Origin of the sequence: Bacillus sp. FSL L8-0654, from assembly GCF_038629965.1 — a bacterium.
GTDB classification, from domain to species: Bacteria; Bacillota; Bacilli; order Bacillales; family Bacillaceae; genus Bacillus; species Bacillus safensis.
Window position 1 is genome coordinate 1,515,902 of the sequence record NZ_CP152026.1, and the last position, 23,077, is coordinate 1,538,978.

The following is a 23,077-nucleotide window of genomic DNA, read 5'->3' on the forward strand; positions in this document are numbered from 1 at the left end:
AGGTTATGAATGATGTTTAAAAACGTCAAAGAACTCGTGCAGCTAACAGAAGAACGGAATACCTCCATTTCAGAAATTATGATTGTGCAAGAAATGGAAGTGACAGGGAAGTCACGTGAAGAAATTTTCTCGCAGATGTACCGCAACCTAGAAGTGATGGAGCAGGCCGTTGAAAACGGGCTGAAGGGTGTGAAATCATTATCAGGGTTAACAGGCGGAGATGCGGTCAAACTTCAAGCCTATATCGCATCAGGCAAAACACTGTCTGGTCATACGATATTAGATGCGGTCAGTAAAGCAGTTGCAACAAATGAAGTCAATGCCGCAATGGGAACCATTTGTGCAACGCCTACAGCAGGCTCAGCAGGTGTTGTACCAGGTACGTTATTTGCAGTAAAAGAAACATTAAAGCCAACAAAGGAACAAATGGTCAGATTTCTATTTACTTCTGGCGCATTTGGTTTTGTTGTGGCGAATAACGCGAGCATTTCCGGTGCAGCAGGCGGCTGTCAGGCAGAGGTAGGTTCTGCATCAGGTATGGCGGCAGCAGCGATTGTCGAGATGGCAGGCGGTACACCGCAGCAATCTGCAGAAGCAATGGCGATTACACTGAAAAATATGCTTGGACTTGTTTGCGATCCAGTAGCGGGACTTGTCGAGGTACCTTGCGTAAAACGAAACGCAATGGGTGCATCTAACGCCATGATCGCAGCAGACATGGCTCTTGCTGGCATCACAAGCCGCATTCCTTGTGATGAAGTCATTGATGCGATGTACAAAATCGGTCAAACGATGCCAACAGCTCTTCGCGAAACTGCACAAGGCGGTCTCGCTGCGACACCGACAGCAAGAGAGCTTGAAAAGAAGATTTTCGGAGGTGTGACCTCATCTCGTGATACAGAAACTGCAAGATAATGTCTCTGTCCTGAAGGGGATTGGAGAGGAAACCGAAAAAACACTCAATGAACTTGGAATCTACACAGTAGCCGATTTACTCGGCTACTTTCCTTATCGATATGACGACTATGAGCTTCGTAACTTAGAAGAAGTCAAGCATGACGAACGTGTCACAGTTGAAGGAAAAGTACATAGTGAGCCCGTTCTCACCTATTATGGAAAAAAACGAAGCAGGCTGACATTCAGGCTGCTTGTCGGGCGTTTTCTCATTACAGCGATTTGTTTCAATCGCCCATATTTAAAACGAAGCCTTGTGTTAGGTGATACAGTTTCCGTTACAGGAAAATGGGATAAAAACCGTCAATCTATCATGGTGCAGGAATTTAAAAAAGGGACGCACGAGCAAGATGGCAGTATAGAGCCCGTTTATTCAGTAAAAGAAAATGTGACCGTGAAAATGATGAGGCGCTTTGTAAAGCAGGCCTTGTCACTTTATGCAGACAAAGCGGAAGATCCATTGCCAAAGCAGCTTGTCTCTGCCTATAAACTCATGTCCTATCAGGAAGCATTAAAAGCCATTCATCTTCCAGAAACAAGGGACTCGCTCAAGCAAGCAAGACGCCGTTTTGTGTACGAGGAATTTCTCATTTTTCAGCTGAAGATGCAGGCGATTAGAAAGAAAGAACGAGAGAGAACATCAGGCATCCAGCATCCGTTTTCCAAAGAGGCTGTTTTTGAGTTTGTTAACAGCCTGCCATTTCCGCTGACGAAGGCACAATCAAGAGTACTTGATGAAATCATGTCGGACATGGCGTCTCCATATCGAATGAACCGGCTGCTTCAAGGAGATGTAGGTTCAGGGAAAACAGCTGTTGCAGCCATTGCGCTTTATGCCGCTCATTTATCAGGTTTTCAAGGTGCATTAATGGTCCCAACAGAAATTTTGGCAGAGCAGCATGCCGATTCACTTTACCAGCTGTTTGAAAAATGGGGGCTGAATATCGCCCTTTTGACAAGCTCTGTGAAAGGAAAGAGACGCAGAGAATTGCTTGAACGTTTAAAAGAAGGCGAGATTGACATATTAGTCGGCACGCACGCACTCATTCAAGACGAAGTCGAATTTCAGCAGCTCGGTCTTGTCATTACAGATGAACAGCACCGGTTTGGCGTAGAGCAGCGGAAAAAACTGCGAAGTAAAGGACAGGACCCAGATGTCTTGTTTATGACGGCCACACCTATTCCGCGAACACTTGCGATCACTGTCTTTGGAGAAATGGACGTATCCGTCATTGATGAATTGCCAGCTGGCAGAAAACAAATCGAAACGTATTGGGTGAAGCATGACATGCTTGAGAGAATTCTTGCTTTTGTGGATAAAGAGCTGAGAAAAGGAAGACAGGCATATATCATTTGTCCGCTCATTGAAGAATCAGACAAGCTGGATGTGCAAAATGCGCTTGATGTCCATAGCATGCTCACTGAGGCATACCGCGGCAAGTGGTCAATCGGCTTAATGCATGGGAAGCTGGCGAGTGATGAAAAAGATCAGGTCATGAGAGCCTTTACCGCAAATGAAGTACAAATTCTCGTTTCAACCACAGTTGTTGAAGTCGGGGTCAACGTGCCGAATGCAACCATCATGGTCATTTATGATGCAGACCGTTTCGGACTGTCTCAGCTTCATCAGTTAAGAGGCCGGGTCGGACGAGGAGAGCATCAATCATTTTGTATTTTAATGGCTGATCCAAAATCCGAAACAGGGAAAGAGCGGATGCGGATCATGTCCGAAACAACCGATGGCTTTGAGCTGTCTGAAAAGGACTTAGAACTAAGAGGACCCGGCGATTTCTTCGGTAAAAAACAAAGCGGGATGCCAGAATTTAAGGTAGCAGATATGGTTCACGACTATAGAGCGCTGGAAACAGCTAGAAAAGATGCAGCAGATCTTGTCCAATCGGACGCCTTTTGGACTGATCCCGAATACAAAGAACTTCGGCAAACGCTGATAGACAGCGGTGTGCTGGGTGGAGATAAATTAAGCTGATCAAACGCTGGAGGAATTTTCTTGTCTTTTTGAAACAAGGATTGATTTATCATCTATGAGATTATATACTACTATTAGTACCTAGTCATAAATGTACGGATGGTGTCTGCATATGAAACTAAATAAAAAAGAACGTCAAAAGCTTCTCCAGCAAACGATCAGCTCGACTCCATTCATTACTGATGAAGAATTGGCAAGTAAATTCGGTGTCAGCATACAAACGGTTCGTCTTGATCGTTTAGAGCTGTCAATCCCTGAATTACGCGAAAGAATTAAGCATGTGGCCGAAAAGACATTAGAGGATGAAGTAAAGTCACTTCCACTGGATGAAGTGATTGGAGAAATGATTGATGTAGAGCTTGATGATCAAGCCATTTCCATTTTAGAAGTGAGAAAAGAGCATGTATTCAGCCGAAACCAAATTGCCAGGGGACATCATCTCTTCGCCCAGGCAAATTCGCTGGCAGTTGCCGTCATTGACGATGAACTGGCTTTGACAGCAAAAGCGAATATCAGGTTTACAAGGCAGGTGAAACAAGGCGAAAGAGTCGTCTCTAAAGCCAAAGTAGCCTCACATGATAAAGAAAAAGGAAGAACCGTAGTTGAAGTAAACAGCTATGTTGGTGAGGAAGTTGTCTTCTCAGGTGACTTCGTCATGTATCGCTCAAAACAAAAGTAAAAGGTGGCACGTAATATGAGAATTGCAGTCGATGCAATGGGGGGAGATCATGCCCCTAAAGCCATTATTGACGGTGTGCAAAAAAGCTTAACAGCATTTTCAGATATCGAGATTACACTTGTCGGCGATGAAAACAAAATTAAACCATACATAACAAACAACGACCGCATCACGATTTTAGATGCAAAAGAAGTCATTGAACCGACGGATGAACCAGTGCGTGCAGTCAGACGTAAAAAGGATTCATCTATGGTGAAAATGGCGCAGGAAGTGTCCGAAGGACGAGCAGATGCCTGCATCTCAGCAGGAAATACTGGCGCCCTCATGACAGCGGGACTGTTTATCGTAGGCAGAATTGACGGTATTGACAGACCAGCCCTTGCCCCAACTTTGCCAACACTGGATGGCAGCGGCTTCTTATTACTAGATGTTGGTGCCAACGTTGATGCAAAACCAGAGCATCTCGTGCAATATGCCATGATGGGATCCATCTACGCAGAGCGTGTTTTCCCAAAGAGCAATCCGCGTGTTGGACTGTTAAATGTAGGAACAGAAGATAAAAAAGGCAACGATTTAACGAAAAAAACCTTTGAATTATTAAAAGCATCAGACTTGAATTTCGTAGGGAATGTAGAGTCCCGTGACTTATTAGAAGGTGTTGCTGACGTTGTTGTCACAGATGGTTTCACAGGAAATATTGCGCTTAAAACAATTGAAGGCACAGCCCTTTCTGTTTTTAAAATGCTGAAAGAAACTTTAACATCCAGCTTCACAGCAAAAATAGCAGCAGGCATGATGAAGCCGAAATTGATGCAGATGAAATCTAAAATGGATTACTCCGAATATGGCGGTGCCGCTTTATTTGGTTTAAAGGCACCTGTTATTAAAGCGCACGGCTCTTCTGATGAAAATGCCATTTTCCATGCAATTCGTCAGGCGCGTGATATCGTAGAAAAAGACGTTTCAGCCATCATTCATCAAGAAGTCCAAAAAGAAACGACGAAAGAGTCTTAATTGGAGGTAAAGCAGCATGACTAAAATTGCATTTTTATTCCCTGGCCAAGGCTCTCAAAAAATTGGCATGGGAAAAGATTTATTTGACCAAGAAGCAGTATCTAAAGCTGTTTTTGAAGAAGCAGACAATACCCTCGGGTTTGACTTATCTTCTATGATTTTTGAAGGGGATGCAGAAGAACTGACGCTCACCTTTAACGCGCAGCCAGCTCTTTTAACGACAAGTATCGCCATCTTAAAGAAATTTGAAGAGAGCGGAATCAAAGCAGATTATGCAGCAGGACACAGTCTTGGTGAATACACTGCCCTCGTTGCAGCAGGCGCACTTTCGTTTAAAGATGCTGTTTATGCAGTCAGAAAGCGCGGAGAATTAATGAATGAAGCTGTTCCAGCAGGAGAAGGCGCCATGGCAGCAATTCTTGGCTTAGACAAAGCGGCACTTGAAGAAGTGACAAAAGAAGTGACAGAGAGCGGTCACCTTGTAGAGCTCGCTAACTTAAACTGTCCTGGTCAAATCGTGCTCTCTGGTACAGCCAAAGGAGTAGAACTTGCTTCAGAGAAAGCGAAAGAAAAAGGCGCAAAACGTGCAATTGCCCTTGAAGTAAGCGGACCTTTCCATTCTGCATTAATGAAACCAGCCGCTGAAAAATTTACAGATGTTTTGTCAAAGCTGGATATTGCGGATGCCAAAACTCCGGTCATCTCAAACGTAACAGCAGACATCGTGACTTCTCGTGATGAAATTGAGACAAAGCTCATTGAACAACTGTATTCTCCAGTTCGTTTTGAAGAAAGTGTGGAACGCCTTATTGATTTAGGCGTCACAACATTTATTGAAATTGGTCCTGGCAAAGTGCTTTCAGGTCTTGTGAAAAAAGTGAATCGCCGCCTGACGACGATTTCCGTTTCAGATCAAGAAACAATTGAAGCAGCCATTCAAACACTCAAGGGGGATTCTTGATGCTTACAAATAAAACAGCCGTTGTAACAGGAGCATCACGCGGGATTGGCCGTTCCATCGCGATCGATCTAGCGAAAAGTGGTGCAAATGTTGTCGTGAACTATTCTGGAAACGAAGCAAAAGCAAATGAAGTCGTAGATGAAATCAAAGCACTCGGCCAGCAGGCATTTGCTGTGAAAGCTGATGTCTCAAATGCTGAAGAAGTACAATCCATGATGAAACAAGCAATTGATACCTTTGGTTCAATTGACATTCTTGTGAATAATGCAGGGATCACAAAGGACAATCTGCTCATGAGAATGAAAGAGAATGAATGGGATGATGTCATTAACATAAACTTAAAAGGTGTCTTTAACTGTACAAAAGCCGTGACACGTCAAATGATGAAGCAAAGAAGCGGAAGAATCATCAATTTGGCTTCAGTCGTTGGTGTGTGTGGAAACCCTGGACAAGCAAACTATGTTGCAGCAAAAGCTGGTGTCATCGGATTAACGAAAACAACAGCAAAAGAGCTGGCAACCCGTCATATTACTGTTAATGCAGTAGCACCAGGCTTTATTTCAACAGATATGACAGACAAACTTGATGAAAATGTACAGACGGAAATGCTCAAGCAAATTCCGCTCGCACGCTTTGGTGCACCTGAAGATATTAGCAACGTCGTTGTCTTTTTAGCTTCAGAAGGAGCAGGTTATATTACAGGCCAAACCATCCAAGTAGATGGCGGAATGGTCATGTCCTAAGAAATATCAAAATTTCATTAGGTTTTCTCTAGTTTTTTAAAAACAATTCAACTATAATACTTTGAGGGGAGGTGAAAGGCAATGGCAGACGTATTAGAGCGTGTATCAAAAATTATTGTAGACCGCCTTGGCGTTGATGAGGCTGACGTGAAAATGGAAGCTTCATTTAAAGAAGATTTAGGCGCTGATTCCCTTGATGTAGTTGAGCTAGTTATGGAACTTGAAGATGAGTTCGATATGGAAATTTCTGACGAAGATGCTGAAAAAATTGCAACAGTCGGTGACGCTGTGAACTACATAAATAGCCAGCAATAAGCGTAACAAAGTCCCGTCTACTTTCGACGGGACTTTGAAAATTTATGTTAGTTTCAACACATTCAGCTGATCAATTGTCAGCCTTTTTCAGATGCTGGGAGCACTGTTTCCCTGCATGTAGAAAGAGAGACTCCATATAATCAGTATCCTTAAAGGCGATTACGCCTACCTGGAGGTTGCTATGCCAAAACAATATAAAGACAAACAGAAACAGAGCAAAAAACTAGAGCAATTTAGAGAATTCCAGCAGCGCATTTCTGTACACTTTAAAAATGAAAAGCTTCTATATCAAGCCTTTACCCATTCCTCTTATGTGAATGAACACCGGAAAAAACCATACGAGGACAATGAAAGACTTGAATTTTTAGGAGATGCTGTTTTAGAATTGACCATCTCTCAATTCTTATTTGCAAAATATCCAGCGATGAGCGAGGGAGATTTAACGAAACTAAGAGCGGCGATCGTATGTGAACCGTCACTTGTATCACTGGCACACGAGCTGTCCTTCGGAGACCTTGTTCTTTTAGGAAAAGGCGAAGAAATGACAGGCGGCAGAAAACGCCCAGCACTCTTAGCGGACGTATTCGAGGCGTTTATCGGTGCACTTTATTTAGATCAAGGGCTTGAGCCGGTTGAAAGGTTCCTAGAAGCGTACGTTTATCCGAAAATTAATGATGGAGCGTTCTCGCACGTCATGGACTTTAAAAGCCAGCTGCAAGAATTTGTGCAGCGCGATGGAAAAGGTGTGCTTGAATACCGTATCCTGCATGAAAAAGGCCCTGCACATAACCGGGAATTTGAAGCAAATGTATCCCTTCGAGGTGAAGTGCTCGGAATCGGAAATGGACGCTCTAAAAAAGAAGCAGAACAGCACGCTGCACAGGAAGCACTTGCTAAATTGCAGAAACATCATATGAACCAATAAAATCCCCCTCGTTATTCAGGGGGATTTCACTCTGTTTTCCATCATCTTTTTTCACTTCATATGGTAAGATGATAGTACTTTAAATACATAAGGAGGATCACTCTCATGTTCCTCAAACGTCTAGACGTGATAGGATTCAAATCATTTGCACAGCGAGTGACCGTGGACTTTGTTAAAGGGGTCACAGCTGTTGTTGGACCAAACGGAAGCGGCAAAAGTAATATTACCGATGCCATCCGCTGGGTACTTGGAGAACAATCAGCGAAAAGCCTCCGCGGAGGAAAAATGGAAGATATCATTTTTGCAGGAAGTGACTCAAGAAAAAGAGTCAATCTAGCAGAGGTGACTTTAACGTTAGATAACGAAGATCACTTTTTACCGATCGATTTTCATGAAGTCAGTGTGACAAGAAGGGTTTATCGTTCAGGCGAAAGTGAATTTCTCATAAACAATCAATCTGTCCGCTTAAAGGATATTATTGATCTTTTCATGGATTCAGGTCTTGGAAAGGAAGCTTTTTCAATCATCAGCCAAGGAAAGGTAGAGGAAATTCTATCAAGCAAGGCAGAAGAGAGAAGAAGTATTTTTGAAGAAGCGGCTGGCGTTTTAAAATATAAAACAAGAAAGAAAAAAGCCGAAAACAAACTGTTTGAAACGCAGGACAACTTAAACCGAGTAGAAGATATTCTGCATGAACTAGAAGATCAAGTAGAACCATTAAGAATGCAAGCATCCATTGCAAAGGACTATTTGCAAAAAAAAGAAGAGCTTGAAAATGTCGAAATTGCCCTAACTGTCCATGACATCGAAGCACTTCATGAAAAATGGACAACACTTGGTGAAGCAGTCGAGCGCTTCAAACAAGATGAAATGAAGCAGTCTACAGATATCCAAGCAAAAGAAGCCAAAATTGAAGAGTCGAGAGACCGCATTCAAGCGCTTGACGAATCAATTAATGACCTGCAAGAAGTCCTTCTTTTCACAAGTGAAGAATTAGAAAAGCTTGAAGGAAAAAAAGAAGTGCTAAAAGAACGGAAAAAAAATGCGGCCGCAAACCAAGGACAGCTTGAAGAAACGCTCGTTCGCTTAACTGAAAAGCAGTCGCTGTTAACCGAAAAGATTGAGCAACAGAAAATCACGCGGGACAGCCTGCAAAAAGAAGTGCACCAGCTAAAAGATGAAGTGAAAACAAAGCAGCATCAACTGTCGCTTCATAGTGAAGATGTGGAAGGGCAAATTGAACAGCTGAAAAGTGATTATTTTGATCTGCTCAATGAACAGGCTTCCATTCGAAATGAACGTAAATTACTAGAAGAACAGCAGCGCCAGGCGGCGATGCAGCTAGAGCGGCTGACGCAAAATAACCAAAAACATATTGAAGAACGAGTGTCTGTCAAAGAAAAGAAAACAGAAGCTGAGCAGCAACTTTCAGCACTGGAAGAAGACATTCTGGCTCAAGTCAAACGCTTTAGAGAAGCAGAACAAAAGCTTGAGCAAATAAAGCGTCAATACGAGAAAAAAGAAACGGCTCTTTACCAAGCCTATCAATACGTACAGCAGGCAAAATCCAAAAAAGAAATGCTTGAATCCATGCAGGAAGACTTCTCAGGCTTTTTCCAAGGAGTGAAAGAGGTCTTAAAGGCAAAAGAGCGGTTAGGCGGTATTCATGGTGCCATTGCAGAGCTGATTCAAACGGATCAGCAGTATGAGACAGCGATTGAAATTGCGCTGGGTGCAGCCACGCAGCACGTCGTTACAGAAAATGAAGCAGCTGCGAGACAAGCGATTGGATACTTAAAGCAGCACTCCTTTGGACGTGCAACCTTCCTGCCAATGAACGTGATCAAAGAAAGAACCATTCAGCTCAGAGATGTTCAAACAGCAGAGCAGCATGCTGCATTTATCGGTGTAGCGAGTCACCTCGTTTCCTTTGACGAAAAGTATCAAAAGGTGATTCAGAACTTGCTTGGAACTGTGCTGATCGTTAGAGACTTAAAAGGCGCCAATGAACTGGCGAAAATGCTTGGACATCGTTACCGCATTGTGACCCTTGATGGAGATGTCGTAAACCCCGGCGGTTCAATGACTGGTGGCGGCGTAAAGAAAAAGAACAACTCTCTTCTTTCAAGAAACCGGGAGATCGAAACGTTAACAAAGCAGCTCGTTGAAATGGAAGAGAAAACAACGATCCTTGAAAAAGAAACAAAAGAAACGAAGCAACTAATCGGAGTAAACGAAAGCCAATTAAACGAACTGCGTCAGCGCGGCGAAACGCTTCGTGAAAAGCAGCAAGATCTCAAAGGAAAGCTATACGAACTGCAAGTTGCAGAAAAAAATATCAATGCTCATCTTGAGCTCTATGATCAAGAAAAAGAAGAGTTGCAGCAGCGTTCTACTGAACTCGCGGATAAGGACAAAAAGCAGGTCGCTCTAGAAGCCTCTATAGGTGAAAAATTGACGGCTCTTGATCAAGAGATCAATACATTAACAAAGCGTAAGCAGACGCAAAGCTCAACGAAAGAAACCATTTCTGCTGAATTAACTGAGCTGAAAATCTCGCTTGCCAAAAAAGAGCAGTCCTTAGCGAATGAACAAGAAAAGCTTTCGAGCTTAATGGCTGAATTAGAAGAAGCTGAACAGACGCTGATGGAAACAAAAGAAGATCTGTCACTCTTAACAAGTGAAATGTCATCTAGTTCAAGCGGAGCCGAACAACTGGAAGAAGCGGCGAAAGAGAAGCTGGAAAACAAAAACAAAACAACCGCCCTCATTTCAGAGCGCCGTAAGCAGCGTCTCGCTCTTTCTGAAACATTAGAATTTGCTGAACGTGAGCTTAAAGAACAAAAACGTTTGTATAAGCAGCTCACCACAAGCTTAAAAGATGAAGAAATTAAGCTTGGCCGTATGGAAGTCGAGCTCGATAACCTGATCGCTTATTTGAACGATGAATATGCTCTTTCATTTGAAGGAGCAAAAGAGATGTATCAGTTGACGTTATCGCCAGATGAAGCAAGAAAACGAGTGAAGCTGATCAAACTAGCCATTGAAGAGCTTGGAACAGTAAACTTAGGCAGCATTGACGAGTATGAACGTGTGAATGAACGCTATCTCTTCTTAACAGAACAGCGAAATGATCTGACAGAAGCGAAAAATACATTATTCCAAGTCATCGAAGAAATGGATCAAGAGATGACAAAGCGTTTCTCTGAGACATTCTCTCAAATCCGCGGTCACTTTGAATCTGTTTTCCAAGCATTATTTGGCGGCGGAAGAGCAGATCTTAAGCTGACAGATCCAAATGATTTACTCAACTCTGGCGTTGATATTGTCGCGCAGCCGCCAGGGAAAAAACTGCAAAACTTAAGCCTTCTTTCAGGCGGAGAGAGAGCCTTAACAGCGATCGCTTTACTATTCTCTATCTTAAAAGTGAGACCTGTTCCATTCTGCGTGTTAGATGAGGTAGAAGCGGCGCTTGATGAAGCAAATGTTTTCCGTTTTGCGCAATATTTAAAGAAATACAGCCAGGAAACACAGTTCATTGTCATTACGCACCGCAAGGGAACAATGGAAGAAGCCGATGTGCTCTACGGCGTGACGATGCAGGAATCAGGTGTTTCTAAGCTTGTATCTGTCAAACTAGAAGAAACGAAAGAGCTTGTCCAGTAATTAAAGGAGGTTTTTGAACCAATGAGCTTTTTTAAGAAATTAAAAGAAAAATTTACGCAGCAAACCGATTCAGTATCAGAAAAGTTTAAAGATGGACTCGAAAAAACGAGAAACTCCTTCCAAGGAAAAGTAAATGAACTGATTTCCCGCTACCGCAAAGTCGACGAAGACTTTTTTGAAGAGCTGGAAGAGGTTCTGATCGGCGCTGATGTCGGTTTCACAACTGTGATGGAACTGATTGATGAGCTGAAAAAAGAAGTGAAATTAAGAAACATTCAAGACCCAAGCGAAGTACAAGCGGTCATTTCTGAAAAACTGGTTGATATCTACAATAGCGGAGAGGAACAAATCTCTGCGCTGAACATTGAAGACGGGCGTTTGAATATCATTTTATTTGTAGGCGTCAACGGTGTTGGGAAAACAACGACTATCGGCAAGCTTGCAAATAAGCTGAAAAATGAAGGGAAATCCGTCATTTTAGCAGCAGGTGATACGTTCCGTGCCGGTGCCATCGAGCAGCTTGAAGTGTGGGGAGAACGTTCAGGTGTTCCTGTCGTCAAACAAACGGCAGGCTCTGATCCAGCAGCGGTGATCTATGATGCCGTTCAATCAGCAAAAGCGAAAAATGCGGATGTCCTCATCTGCGATACAGCAGGAAGACTTCAAAACAAAGTCAACTTGATGAAAGAGCTGGAGAAGGTCAAGAGAGTCATTGAACGCGAGGTTCCAGATGCACCTCATGAAGTATTGCTCGCTCTTGATGCGACAACGGGTCAAAACGCAATGGCACAAGCTAAGGAATTTTCTAAAGCGACAAATGTGACAGGGATTGCTTTAACAAAGCTTGACGGTACTGCAAAAGGCGGAATTGTTCTTGCGATTCGAAATGAGCTGAACATTCCCGTGAAGCTTGTCGGTTTAGGTGAAAAGGTGGACGATCTGCAAGAGTTTGATGCAGAATCGTATGTGTATGGATTATTCTCAGACGTAATTGATCAACAAGACTAACAAAAAAATGCCGGCAAATCTGCTGGCATTTTTATTTATGCGTAGCTTCATGAAGTGACAAGATAAAAACTTGACACACAGAAGAGAACCGTGTAAACTTAGTTGATGTAAAGGGAATGAACTTAACAAAGGGGAGAGAGCCCATGACGCTTGAAAAAACAACGAGAATGAATTACTTGTTTGACTTCTATCAATCGTTGTTGACCGCAAAGCAAAAGAGCTACATGTCGCTTTACTACCTAGACGATTTTTCCCTCGGTGAAATTGCGGATGAATATGAAGTATCAAGGCAGGCTGTTTATGATAATATTAAACGGACTGAAGCGATGCTTGAACAATATGAAGAAAAGCTGCTCTTGTTTAAGAAATTTAAAGAGCGTAAAGAACTTCTCAAAAAAATGAGAGAGCTTGTAGCTGATTCTGCGCAAACAGAAGAAGCAGAAGCTTTAATTGAATCGCTTGAGAAATTAGATTAGGAGGCGGCACAGTATGGCATTTGAAGGATTAGCCGACCGACTGCAGCAGACGATTTCAAAAATCCGCGGCAAAGGAAAAGTGTCAGAACAAGATGTAAAAGAAATGATGCGCGAGGTACGCCTTGCCCTTCTTGAAGCTGACGTCAATTTTAAAGTAGTCAAAGACTTTGTGAAAAAAGTAAGTGAGCGGGCAGTTGGACAAGAGGTCATGAAAAGCCTTACCCCTGGACAGCAGGTCATTAAAGTTGTAAAAGAAGAACTCACTGAATTAATGGGCGGAGAAGAGAGTAAGATCGCTGTAGCGAAAAAATCTCCAACAGTTATTATGATGGTTGGTCTTCAAGGGGCAGGTAAAACAACCACAACAGGGAAGCTTGCCAATTTACTTCGCAAAAAACATAATCGCAAGCCGATGATGGTAGCTGCTGATATTTACCGACCAGCAGCGATCCAGCAGCTTCAAACGCTTGGGAAACAGCTTGATATGCCGGTGTTTTCATTAGGTGATCAAGTCAGCCCTGTCGAAATTGCCAAACAGGCAATTGAAAAAGCGAAAGAAGAACACCATGATTATGTCATTTTAGATACAGCAGGACGTCTTCATATCGATGAAGAATTAATGGATGAACTTCAGAAAGTAAAAGAAGTAGCAAATCCAGAAGAAATTTTCCTAGTTGTTGACTCTATGACAGGTCAAGATGCGGTCAATGTCGCGAAAAGCTTTAATGAACAGCTTGGTTTAACAGGTGTCGTTCTAACAAAACTAGACGGTGATACAAGAGGCGGTGCAGCACTTTCTATTCGAGCTGTCACCAACACGCCGATTAAATTCGCTGCGCTAGGAGAAAAGCTTGATGCGATTGAGCCATTCCATCCGGAGCGGATGGCATCAAGAATTCTTGGCATGGGAGATGTGCTCACGCTGATTGAAAAAGCACAGGCAAACGTCGACCAAGATAAAGCGAAAGAGCTTGAGCAAAAAATGCGGACAATGAGCTTCACGCTCGATGATTTCCTCGAGCAGCTTGGCCAAGTTCGGAATATGGGTCCACTTGATGAACTGATCCAAATGATGCCGGGAGCCGGTAAAATGAAAGGGCTCAAAAACGTCCAAGTAGACGAAAAGCAGCTCAATCATATCGAAGCGATCATTAAATCAATGACGACCGAGGAAAAAGAACAGCCAGAGGTCATCAATGCAAGCCGAAGAAAACGGATTGCAAAAGGAAGCGGAACATCTGTACAGGAAGTCAATCGCCTTTTAAAGCAATTTGATGAAATGAAAAAGATGATGAAGCAAATGACCAACATGTCCAAAGGAAAGAAAAAGGGCTTTAAATTACCATTTATGTAATTGGTTATACATGATAAAACCGTTGTTAAGAAAAAACACTTTACAAACCCTTTTATCATTGTTAATATACTATCTTGTTGAAATATTTTCGGAGGTGCTAGTAAAATGGCAGTAAAAATTCGTTTAAAACGTATGGGAGCAAAAAAATCTCCTTTCTATCGTATTGTTGTAGCAGATTCTCGTTCACCACGTGACGGTCGTTTCATTGAAACAGTTGGAACTTACAACCCAGTGGTATCACCAGCTGAGGTGAAAATCAACGAAGAATTAGCGCTTAAATGGCTTCAAAATGGTGCGAAACCATCTGATACAGTTCGCAATCTTTTCTCAAGCCAAGGAATTCTTGAAAAATTTCATAATGCGAAAAACAGCAAATAATGAATGAGCTGTCCTTGGAAGAATTGATTGTGTCCATCGTCGAGCCACTTGTTGATTTCCCTGAAGATATTCACGTATCTTCATTAGAAAAAGATGAGCAGGTGATTTACACACTGTCTGTCAATGCTGAAGATACCGGAAAAGTGATCGGAAAGCAGGGACGTACAGCAAAAGCGATACGAACAGTCATTTTTGCAGCAAGTGCAGAGTCTTCTAAGAAAGTTCAACTTGAGATTGCTGACTAAAAAGGGAGAGGGCTTAGGACCTCCCCTTTTTTTACACGTTTAAATCTATTTTTCGTTATACTGTAGAGGACAAATGCCTTCGGATAGGGGGACAAAAAGGAAGATGCAGATCATTCAACATGTCACCGTGATGCAAGTATTAACTGAAAGCAGTAAGGACAAACTGTTAACGACTTTTTTGGAGAAAAAAGAAAGACTAGAACGTGAATGCAATCAACTATATTTTCAATTAAAAAAACATGAAAAAGAACCACATCAGCAAGAAGCCATCCCTCAATTTCAAAAAGCGATCGATAAAAGGCAAGAGAAGATCCGGCAAATTGATTTTCAAGTAGAGCAGCTGCATATTTTGCCGCTTGGAAGTGAAATGAAAGAAACAGAAGTGGATGCACTGGTTGAAGTAAAAATAGGTGATAAATGGGATGACAAGATGCAAGATAATGTCATCGTCGTGAAAGACGGCACCATTGTGGAAATACGTCAGGGGTGATTGAAAACATGGAGCTAGAATGGTTGAATGTTGGAAAGATCGTCAATACACACGGAGTGCGCGGAGAAGTACGTGTCGTGTCAAAGACAGATTTCCCAGAAGAGCGCTACAAAAAGGGAAGCGTCCTCTATATTTTTAAGCAAGGTCAAAGCGAGCCGCTGAAAGTGACTGTCGCATCACATCGCCAGCACAAACAGTTTGATTTGCTCACATTTGAAGAAATCAACTCATTAAATGAAGCAGAGCATTTGAAAGAATCAATCTTAAAGGTAGAAAAAGAACATCTTGGGTCATTAGACGAAGGAGAATTTTATTTCCACCAAATCATTGGCTGTGAAGTATACGATGAAGAGGACAAGCTGATCGGCCAAATCAAAGAAATCCTTACGCCAGGGGCAAATGATGTGTGGGTGGTTGGAAGAAAAGGCAAAAAAGATGCCCTCATTCCATATATACCATCTGTCGTCAAAAAGATCGATATCTCATCCAAAACCGTACACATTGAAGTGATGGAAGGACTTATTGACGAATGAAAATCGATTTCTTAACCCTTTTTCCTGAAATGTTCGAAGGTGTGCTTCACTCATCGATCTTAAAAAAAGCACAGGAGAAAGAAGCTGTCTCATTTCAAGTCGTCAATTTTAGAGAGTATTCGGATCATAAGCATAAAACAGTGGATGACTATCCGTATGGCGGCGGTGCTGGTATGGTACTGAAAGCGCAGCCCGTATTTGATGCGGTAGAAGATTTAACGAAAAAAGCAAGCACGAAACCCCGAATCATTCTTGTCTGTCCTCAAGGGGAAAGATATACACAAAAGAAAGCAGAAGAACTTGCAAAAGAAGAGCATCTTATGTTCATTTGCGGCCACTATGAAGGCTACGATGAGCGCATCAGGGAGCATCTTGTCACAGATGAGATCTCAATCGGAGATTTCGTCCTCACAGGCGGAGAGCTGCCAGCGATGATGATTGCAGACAGTGTGGTCAGGCTTTTGCCTCATGTGCTTGGAAAAGAAGCGTCTCACATCGAAGATTCATTCAGTACAGGTCTGCTTGAGCACCCGCACTATACAAGGCCAGCTGATTATAAAGGACTAAAAGTGCCGGACGTGCTTCTCTCTGGAAATCATGCCAAAATTGAAGAGTGGCGGCGCAAAGAATCCTTGAAGCGAACCTATACAAGAAGACCAGATTTGATCGATTCTTGCAAAACATTAACGGATGAAGAAAAAAGATGGCTTTGGCAGCTTCATAATGACTAGATTGTATTGCACACGGCATAGAGGTATGGTATGATACTACTTGTGACTTGGACGGCTTGCTGATCCAAGTTTGAAAACGATGTTCCGCTGCAATGAAGAAAGAGGACATGAGCATCTGTTGGAAGGAGTTGAAAACGATGCAACATTTGATTGAAGAAATCACAAAAGAACAATTACGCACTGATCTTCCTGCGTTCCGTCCTGGTGACACTTTACGTGTACACGTTAAAGTTGTCGAGGGTACTCGTGAGCGTATCCAGATCTTTGAAGGTGTTGTAATTAAGCGTCGTGGTGGTGGAATCAGCGAAACTTTCACAGTTCGTAAGATCTCTTACGGTGTAGGCGTTGAGCGTACATTCCCTGTACACACACCAAAAATCGCTAAGATCGAAGTTGTACGTCACGGTAAGGTACGTCGTGCGAAACTTTACTACCTACGTGAACTTCGCGGTAAAGCGGCTCGTATCAAAGAAATCAGACGATAATGATATCAAAGGAAAGAGCTTGTTACCTGTAACAGGCTCTTTTTTTGTACAATGTATAAAGATAATGGTAGAAGAAAGAAGGTGCACATATGACGATTCAATGGTTTCCAGGCCATATGGCAAAAGCAAGACGTGAAGTCACAGAAAAATTAAAGCTCATCGACATCGTATTTGAATTAACCGATGCAAGAATTCCGATGTCCTCTAGAAACCCAATGATCGAAGAAATCCTTCAAAACAAACCCAAAATCATGCTCTTAAACAAAGCAGATAAAGCAGATCCTCGTATGACAAAGGAGTGGCAGGCGCATTTTGAGCAGCAAGGCGTTCGGTCACTTGCCATTAACTCTGTCGATGGACAAGGGTTAAATCAGATCATCACGACTTCAAAAGAAATTTTAAAAGAAAAATTCGACCGCATGAAAGCAAAAGGCGTCAAACCACGTGCCATTCGAGCACTGATTATCGGGATTCCCAACGTCGGCAAATCGACCTTAATCAATCGTTTAGCAAAAAAGAACATTGCCAAAACAGGAGACCGGCCTGGGATTACGACATCACAGCAATGGGTGAAGGTAGGGAAAGAACTAGAACTGCTCGATACCCCTGGAATCCTCTGGCCAAAGTTTGAAGATGAGCAGGTAGGACTCAGGCTTGCGGTGACTGGAGCGATCAAAGATTCGATCATTAACTTACAGGATGTCGCTGTGTATGCACTTCGTTTTCTAGAAGAGAATTACCCAGAGCGATTAAAAAAACGCTATGACCTAGCGGAGATACCTGAAGATACGGTTGAGCTGTTTGATGCAATTGGCACTAAGCGCGGCTGTCTAATGAGCGGGGGATTCATTAACTATGACAAAACCACCGAAATCATTATTCGGGATATTCGAACAGAAAAATTTGGTCCCCTCACTTTTGAGAAGCCTGAAAGCTAAAAGACACGCAGCTCATGCGGGTCTTTATTTTTTGCGAAAAACTGCCGATATAAAGAAGGAGGCTGCGAAAAAGCCTATGTACACGGTGAAACAAATAAAAGAACTAATAGAAAAGCATGCAGGCGACGAGTCATACATTCGCGAGCTTGTGAAAGATGATACGAGAAAAAGTGTCCAAAAACTAATAGAAAATTGGCACAAAAAGAGAGAAAAGCAGCAAGCACTTCACGCAGCATGGCATGACATGCTGCAATTTGAAAACAAAGCAAAGGCGCAGGGATACACATGTATTGCTGGAATAGATGAAGCAGGAAGAGGACCGCTTGCCGGCCCAGTTGTGGCAGCAGCCGTTATATTAAAGGAAGAGACAGTCCTGCTCGGTTTAAACGACTCAAAGCAATTATCTGAGAAAAAAAGATTGGCTTATTATGATTTAATTCAAAAAGAAGCACTTGATATCGGAATCGGCATTGTTGATGCGGCTACGATCGATGAAATCAATATTTATGAAGCATCAAGACTGGCGATGGTAAGAGCTGTAGAGCAGTTAACTCATACACCTGATTATCTACTCATAGATGCCATGACACTCCCGCTTTCTACCCACCAAGAGAATATCATCAAAGGAGATGCAAAAAGTGCATCCATTGCAGCAGGTGCATGTATTGCGAAGGTGACAAGGGATCAGATGATGGAAGAGTACGGGCGTAAATATCCTGAGTATCAATTTGAAAAACATAAAGGGTACGGAACGAAAGAGCACCTGGCTGCGATTCAAACACATGGTGCTACCCCAATCCACCGTTTATCGTTTGCGCCGGTGAAATCTGTTATATCATAAATTTTAATCTAAGGAGGCTGCCTGTGATGGCAAGAGTTGAGGACATACATACAGCACTGAATAGCCGGCTGAATACGGCCGAATCGGTTCCATTAAACACCGAAGGGAAGGATAATGTTCATCGGCTGATTCTCGGCAAGGTACTAAAAATGCTTGGAGATGATACAGCCCTTGTTCAAATAGGCTCAACGAAAATAAAAGCACAGCTGGCGGCTCAGCTTAAAGCAGACGCGTTTTATTGGTTCCAATTTGAACAAGAGGGTGGAGGCAGCCTCAATAAACTAAGACCCGTTCAGCAATTTGATCAAGATCCTAAGACATTAAAGGATGCAGCAGCCAAACTATTAGAAGGTCTCTCACTGAAAAATGGGATTGAAAACATGCTGACGGCTACAGCTTTTTTAAAGGAAAAGCCGGTCATCAACGAAGGAGAGTTAAAAACGGCAGTGAAGTGGATCGAACAGCTTCAAGGAGCTGATGTGAAGAAAGGGCTCCAGTCACTTCTCTTTGCTTTAAAGAAAGATTTACCGATCCAGCAAGGGGTGCTTCAATCTATTTTAGCCGTAAAATCATCCTCTGCCCTTCACCAGGATATAACAGCGCTATTAAATCAATTAACACAGCTTCCGAAGCACACAGATGCCACACAAACCCTTATACAAGCCGTTCGGTCAGTTGTAGATGCAGAGACAGCCGTCCATGCAGAAAAGCTCTTATCGGTCCTTCTAGCAGCGAGAGAAGGCGTGGCGAAGCAAGACGGCAATTCACCAATAACGACTCCGCTCAATCCGTCTCAGCAAAAAGAAAATAGTCTTGCCCCAATTGTTCAAGAGCGTCAGCCGTCCCAAGTTCTTCAGACAAACGTGCAGCAGCAGTCAACAAGTCCAACAGCGCTGCAAATTCCGCTTCAGCAAATTGAGCGGATACTGACAAGCTTGATGAAACAAGGTGCAGACGGGCAGCAAGAGCCTAACTTAAAACAGCTTACAGTATTGCTTCAAGGACTCCAGCAGGCAGGCTCTCAGCCTGACGCAAAAGCAGCTGTACTGCAAAAAGAGTTTCCCTTCCTGTCAAAAAGAGAGGCGATAGCTTTGGCTCAGGTGGTGCAGCAGACTGAACCAACATTAAGCAATAAAACCGATGTGCTCGATTTACTTATGACGATGAAAAAGGCAATAGGTGTGCGTGATGAAATTGGTATGCTGAAACTGCTTGAAAAAGGCAGCCAGGATGTCAAAAGTCAGGAGCTGCACCAATTAAAGCTTACCTTAAATGATGTGAGACAGGCGGATTTACCAGAGCACGTTAAAAAAGAAGTGGATCAATTATTTCATAGATTGAATGGGCAGTTATTTGTGCAGCAGGAGAACCAAACCGTCAGTCAAATGATGGTTTCCTATCCTCTTTTCTCAAAACATAGTGTTCAAGATTTAACCTTTATACTAAAGGGACATAAGAAAAAAGATGGCTCTATTGATATTTCTCAGTGCCGCCTGATGTTTTATCTAAACATGGAAAACCTTGAAGAAACCTTAATAGACTGTACGATTCAGCAAAAGGTCATGTCTATTACTGTCGAGACAGCCCATGAACTGCAAGGAACCATTAATCCGATGATTCCGGCTGTTCGGGAGAATTTAAATGCTCTAGGATACAGTTTAACGGGAATTACAGCAAAAAAGAGACAAGAGCCAGTAGATCCGTCTCAATTTCTAGATGAACACTTTCATAAAATCAGCGAGAAAGGGCTGGACTTACGAGTATGAAGGATTCAAAACCGCTTAGAAGAGCGGTCGCTCTGCATTACGATGAAGAAAAACAAAAAGCGCCAAAAGTCGTTGCAACAGGCAGCGGCTATGTGGCAGATCATATTATTGAAGAAGCAAAAAAGTCGGGAGTCCCAATCCAGGAAGACCGTAATTTAGTCGAACTCATGCGACATTTAACATTAGATGAGGAGATCCCCGAAGCGTTATACGATACTGTAGCAGAAATTTTTTCGTTTATCTACAGATTAGATCAAAAAATGAAAAAATAAGGTAAAAAAAGTGATTTGGCTGAAAAATTTATATTTTTAATAAAATAAAAGTTTGAATGTTTAGAAGGATTTTACGATTTTACATAGAACCCTAGACATTCTCTTTTTTATTCTTTAAAATGAAAGCGCAGTCTATTTTATAATTTTTGTTTCTACATATGTTGGGAGGATGGGAAATGAATATCCATGAGTACCAAGGAAAAGAAATCCTAAGAAAATATGGGGTTTCAGTTCCAAATGGTAAAGTAGCATTTACACCTGATGAAGCAGTGAAAGCATCAGAAGAGCTAGGGAGCTCTGTATATGTCGTAAAAGCACAGATTCATGCAGGCGGCCGTGGTAAAGCAGGCGGGGTAAAAATTGCAAAAACGAAAGATGAAGTGAAAGGGTTTGCAGAGGAATTGCTCGGCAAGACACTTGTCACACATCAAACAGGGCCTGAAGGGCGCGAAATAAAACGCTTACTTATTGAAGAAGGCTGCGATATTCAAAAGGAATACTATGTTGGACTAGTTTTGGACAGAGCGACATCAAGAATTGTATTGATGGCATCTGAAGAAGGCGGTACTGAAATTGAAGAAGTAGCAGAAAAAACGCCAGAAAAAATCGTCAAAGTGGTCATCGACCCAGCGATTGGCCTGCAAGGCTATCAGGCGAGAGAAGTAGCATTTAAAATTAATATTCCAACAAAATTAGTTGGCCAAGCTGTTAAGTTTATGACAAGCCTTTACAATGCGTTTATTGAAAAAGATTGTTCAATTGCTGAGATTAATCCACTTGTTGTAACAGGCGATGGAAAAGTCATGGCACTTGATGCAAAATTAAACTTTGATAGCAATGCCTTATATAGACAAAAAGATATATTAGAATACCGTGACCTTGATGAAGAGGATCCAAAAGAAATTGAAGCATCTAAATATGACTTAAGCTACATTTCTTTAGATGGAAATATTGGCTGTATGGTCAATGGAGCAGGACTTGCGATGTCTACAATGGATATCATCAAGCATTACGGCGGGGACCCTGCAAACTTCCTAGATGTTGGCGGCGGTGCAACAGCTGAAAAAGTAACGGAAGCATTTAAAATCATCTTATCTGATCAAAATGTCAAAGGGATTTTCGTGAACATTTTTGGCGGCATCATGAAATGTGATGTGATTGCAGAAGGTGTTGTTGAAGCGACGAAACAGGTCGGCTTAACATTACCACTTGTTGTACGTCTTGAAGGAACAAACGTTGAATTAGGGAAGAAAATCCTGAGTGATTCAGGCTTAAATATCACTTCTGCTGAGTCTATGGCTGACGGGGCAGAAAAGATTGTATCTTTAGTCAAGTAGAGCAGAAAGGCAGGGAACCTAAATGAGTGTATTTATTAATAAAAATACGAGAGTAATTGTTCAGGGGATTACCGGTTCAACCGCATTGTTCCATACAAAACAAATGATTGAGTACGGAACAAATATCGTTGGCGGTGTCACACCTGGAAAAGGTGGAACTGAAGTAGAAGGAGTTCCTGTATTTAATACTGTATCTGAAGCAGTGCAGACTACTGGAGCGAACGCTTCTGTTATCTATGTACCAGCACCATTTGCGGCAGATGCCATTTTAGAGGCTGTTGACGCAGAAGTCGATCTCGTCATTTGTATCACTGAACATATTCCAGTGCTTGACATGGTCAAAGTGAAACGGTATATGGAAGGGAAAAAGACAAGACTAGTTGGGCCAAACTGCCCAGGTGTCATCACACCTGAAGAATGTAAAATTGGTATCATGCCTGGCTACATTCATAAAAAAGGTCATGTGGGTGTTGTTTCTCGTTCTGGAACGCTTACATATGAAGCGGTACATCAGCTTTCAGAAGCTGGTGTTGGACAATCGACAGCTGTAGGAATCGGGGGAGACCCGGTAAATGGGACAAACTTTATTGATGTTTTAAAAGCATTCAATGAAGATCCTGAAACGCATGCTGTGATTATGATCGGTGAAATCGGCGGTACGGCTGAAGAAGAAGCAGCTGAATGGGTAAAAGCAAATATGACTAAGCCAGTCGTTGGCTTTATTGGCGGTAAAACGGCGCCTCCAGGAAAACGTATGGGACATGCTGGTGCCATTATTTCTGGTGGTAAAGGAACAGCTGATGAAAAGGTAAAAACAATGCGTGAATGTGGAATTGAAGTGGCAGAAACACCATCTGTCATGGGAGAAACGTTGATTAAAGTATTAAAAGAGAAGAATCTCTTCGAAGCTTGTAAAACGCATTAATGACACAAGAAGACTTGTTCTTTGGCAAGTCTTCTTCTTTCTATCTTAAACTGG

At 42.4% G+C, this 23,077-nt stretch carries 24 protein-coding genes; all 24 read left to right on the plus strand.

What is annotated here, in order from left to right; genetic code table 11:
* Positions 1–12: 12 nt before the first annotated feature.
* Complete coding sequence (sdaAA, locus tag MHH65_RS07690; RefSeq protein ID WP_024424200.1) at positions 13–915, plus strand: L-serine ammonia-lyase, iron-sulfur-dependent, subunit alpha; 903 nt, start codon at positions 13–15, stop codon at positions 913–915.
* On the plus strand, positions 893–2,941 hold the full coding sequence (gene recG / locus MHH65_RS07695) for an ATP-dependent DNA helicase RecG (RefSeq protein WP_024426964.1): 2,049 nt from the start codon (positions 893–895) through the stop codon (positions 2,939–2,941). Before sdaAA ends, recG begins: the two co-directional genes overlap by 23 nt.
* Positions 2,942–3,053: 112 nt before the next feature.
* Positions 3,054–3,620 carry a transcription factor FapR gene (gene fapR / locus MHH65_RS07700; protein WP_024424199.1) on the plus strand — a complete coding sequence of 189 codons (567 nt, stop codon included), beginning with the start codon at positions 3,054–3,056 and terminating at the stop codon, positions 3,618–3,620.
* Between the two features lie 15 nt (positions 3,621–3,635).
* Positions 3,636–4,634, plus strand: coding sequence for a phosphate acyltransferase PlsX (gene plsX / locus MHH65_RS07705; protein WP_024426965.1), 999 nt, complete (start codon positions 3,636–3,638; stop codon positions 4,632–4,634).
* Between the two features lie 16 nt (positions 4,635–4,650).
* A complete protein-coding gene (gene fabD / locus MHH65_RS07710; RefSeq protein ID WP_098676870.1) occupies positions 4,651–5,595 on the plus strand; it encodes an ACP S-malonyltransferase in 945 nt (314 codons plus the stop codon).
* Positions 5,595–6,338 (plus strand): 3-oxoacyl-[acyl-carrier-protein] reductase, encoded by a 744-nt coding sequence (gene fabG / locus MHH65_RS07715; protein ID WP_025092570.1) that lies wholly within the window; start codon positions 5,595–5,597, stop codon positions 6,336–6,338. The genes fabD and fabG overlap by 1 nt, the downstream gene beginning before the upstream one ends.
* 81 nt (positions 6,339–6,419) lie before the next feature.
* The gene (gene acpP, locus MHH65_RS07720) at positions 6,420–6,653 is read left to right on the plus strand and encodes an acyl carrier protein (RefSeq protein ID WP_003212028.1); all 234 of its coding nucleotides are present in this window, start codon (positions 6,420–6,422) and stop codon (positions 6,651–6,653) included.
* A 181-nt stretch (positions 6,654–6,834) separates the two neighbouring features.
* Complete coding sequence (gene rnc, locus MHH65_RS07725) at positions 6,835–7,578, plus strand: ribonuclease III (RefSeq protein ID WP_008344850.1); 744 nt, start codon at positions 6,835–6,837, stop codon at positions 7,576–7,578.
* A gap of 105 nt (positions 7,579–7,683) precedes the next feature.
* Positions 7,684–11,244 (plus strand): chromosome segregation protein SMC, encoded by a 3,561-nt coding sequence (smc, locus tag MHH65_RS07730; protein WP_098676871.1) that lies wholly within the window; start codon positions 7,684–7,686, stop codon positions 11,242–11,244.
* Between the two features lie 21 nt (positions 11,245–11,265).
* A complete protein-coding gene (ftsY, locus tag MHH65_RS07735) occupies positions 11,266–12,252 on the plus strand; it encodes a signal recognition particle-docking protein FtsY (RefSeq protein ID WP_024424194.1) in 987 nt (328 codons plus the stop codon).
* 143 nt (positions 12,253–12,395) lie between these two features.
* Positions 12,396–12,728: a putative DNA-binding protein gene (locus MHH65_RS07740; protein ID WP_012009935.1), complete on the plus strand. Its 333-nt coding sequence runs from the start codon at positions 12,396–12,398 to the stop codon at positions 12,726–12,728.
* Positions 12,729–12,741: 13 nt separating this feature from the next.
* Complete coding sequence (ffh, locus tag MHH65_RS07745; protein ID WP_041117374.1) at positions 12,742–14,082, plus strand: signal recognition particle protein; 1,341 nt, start codon at positions 12,742–12,744, stop codon at positions 14,080–14,082.
* Between the two features lie 105 nt (positions 14,083–14,187).
* Positions 14,188–14,460: a 30S ribosomal protein S16 gene (gene rpsP, locus MHH65_RS07750; protein WP_008344841.1), complete on the plus strand. Its 273-nt coding sequence runs from the start codon at positions 14,188–14,190 to the stop codon at positions 14,458–14,460.
* Positions 14,460–14,705 carry a KH domain-containing protein gene (locus MHH65_RS07755; protein WP_024424192.1) on the plus strand — a complete coding sequence of 82 codons (246 nt, stop codon included), beginning with the start codon at positions 14,460–14,462 and terminating at the stop codon, positions 14,703–14,705. Before rpsP ends, MHH65_RS07755 begins: the two co-directional genes overlap by 1 nt.
* A 103-nt stretch (positions 14,706–14,808) precedes the next feature.
* The gene (locus tag MHH65_RS07760) at positions 14,809–15,195 is read left to right on the plus strand and encodes a YlqD family protein (protein WP_024424191.1); all 387 of its coding nucleotides are present in this window, start codon (positions 14,809–14,811) and stop codon (positions 15,193–15,195) included.
* A gap of 8 nt (positions 15,196–15,203) precedes the next feature.
* Complete coding sequence (gene rimM, locus MHH65_RS07765) at positions 15,204–15,728, plus strand: ribosome maturation factor RimM (protein ID WP_024424190.1); 525 nt, start codon at positions 15,204–15,206, stop codon at positions 15,726–15,728.
* On the plus strand, positions 15,725–16,459 hold the full coding sequence (gene trmD, locus MHH65_RS07770) for a tRNA (guanosine(37)-N1)-methyltransferase TrmD (protein WP_024424189.1): 735 nt from the start codon (positions 15,725–15,727) through the stop codon (positions 16,457–16,459). The genes rimM and trmD overlap by 4 nt, the downstream gene beginning before the upstream one ends.
* Before the next feature lie 137 nt (positions 16,460–16,596).
* Positions 16,597–16,944: a 50S ribosomal protein L19 gene (rplS, locus tag MHH65_RS07775; protein ID WP_008354510.1), complete on the plus strand. Its 348-nt coding sequence runs from the start codon at positions 16,597–16,599 to the stop codon at positions 16,942–16,944.
* A gap of 89 nt (positions 16,945–17,033) precedes the next feature.
* Positions 17,034–17,882: a ribosome biogenesis GTPase YlqF gene (gene ylqF, locus MHH65_RS07780; RefSeq protein ID WP_024424188.1), complete on the plus strand. Its 849-nt coding sequence runs from the start codon at positions 17,034–17,036 to the stop codon at positions 17,880–17,882.
* A 76-nt stretch (positions 17,883–17,958) separates the two neighbouring features.
* Positions 17,959–18,723 carry a ribonuclease HII gene (locus MHH65_RS07785; protein ID WP_098676872.1) on the plus strand — a complete coding sequence of 255 codons (765 nt, stop codon included), beginning with the start codon at positions 17,959–17,961 and terminating at the stop codon, positions 18,721–18,723.
* Between the two features lie 26 nt (positions 18,724–18,749).
* A complete protein-coding gene (locus MHH65_RS07790) occupies positions 18,750–20,489 on the plus strand; it encodes a glycosyltransferase (RefSeq protein ID WP_268414374.1) in 1,740 nt (579 codons plus the stop codon).
* On the plus strand, positions 20,486–20,761 hold the full coding sequence (locus MHH65_RS07795; protein ID WP_003211418.1) for a FlhB-like flagellar biosynthesis protein: 276 nt from the start codon (positions 20,486–20,488) through the stop codon (positions 20,759–20,761). Before MHH65_RS07790 ends, MHH65_RS07795 begins: the two co-directional genes overlap by 4 nt.
* Positions 20,762–20,937: 176 nt before the next feature.
* The gene (sucC, locus tag MHH65_RS07800; protein ID WP_024426972.1) at positions 20,938–22,098 is read left to right on the plus strand and encodes an ADP-forming succinate--CoA ligase subunit beta; all 1,161 of its coding nucleotides are present in this window, start codon (positions 20,938–20,940) and stop codon (positions 22,096–22,098) included.
* Between the two features lie 22 nt (positions 22,099–22,120).
* Entirely contained in the window at positions 22,121–23,023 is a 903-nt protein-coding gene (sucD, locus tag MHH65_RS07805) for a succinate--CoA ligase subunit alpha (protein WP_007499624.1), read from the plus strand.
* Positions 23,024–23,077: the final 54 nt, after the last annotated feature.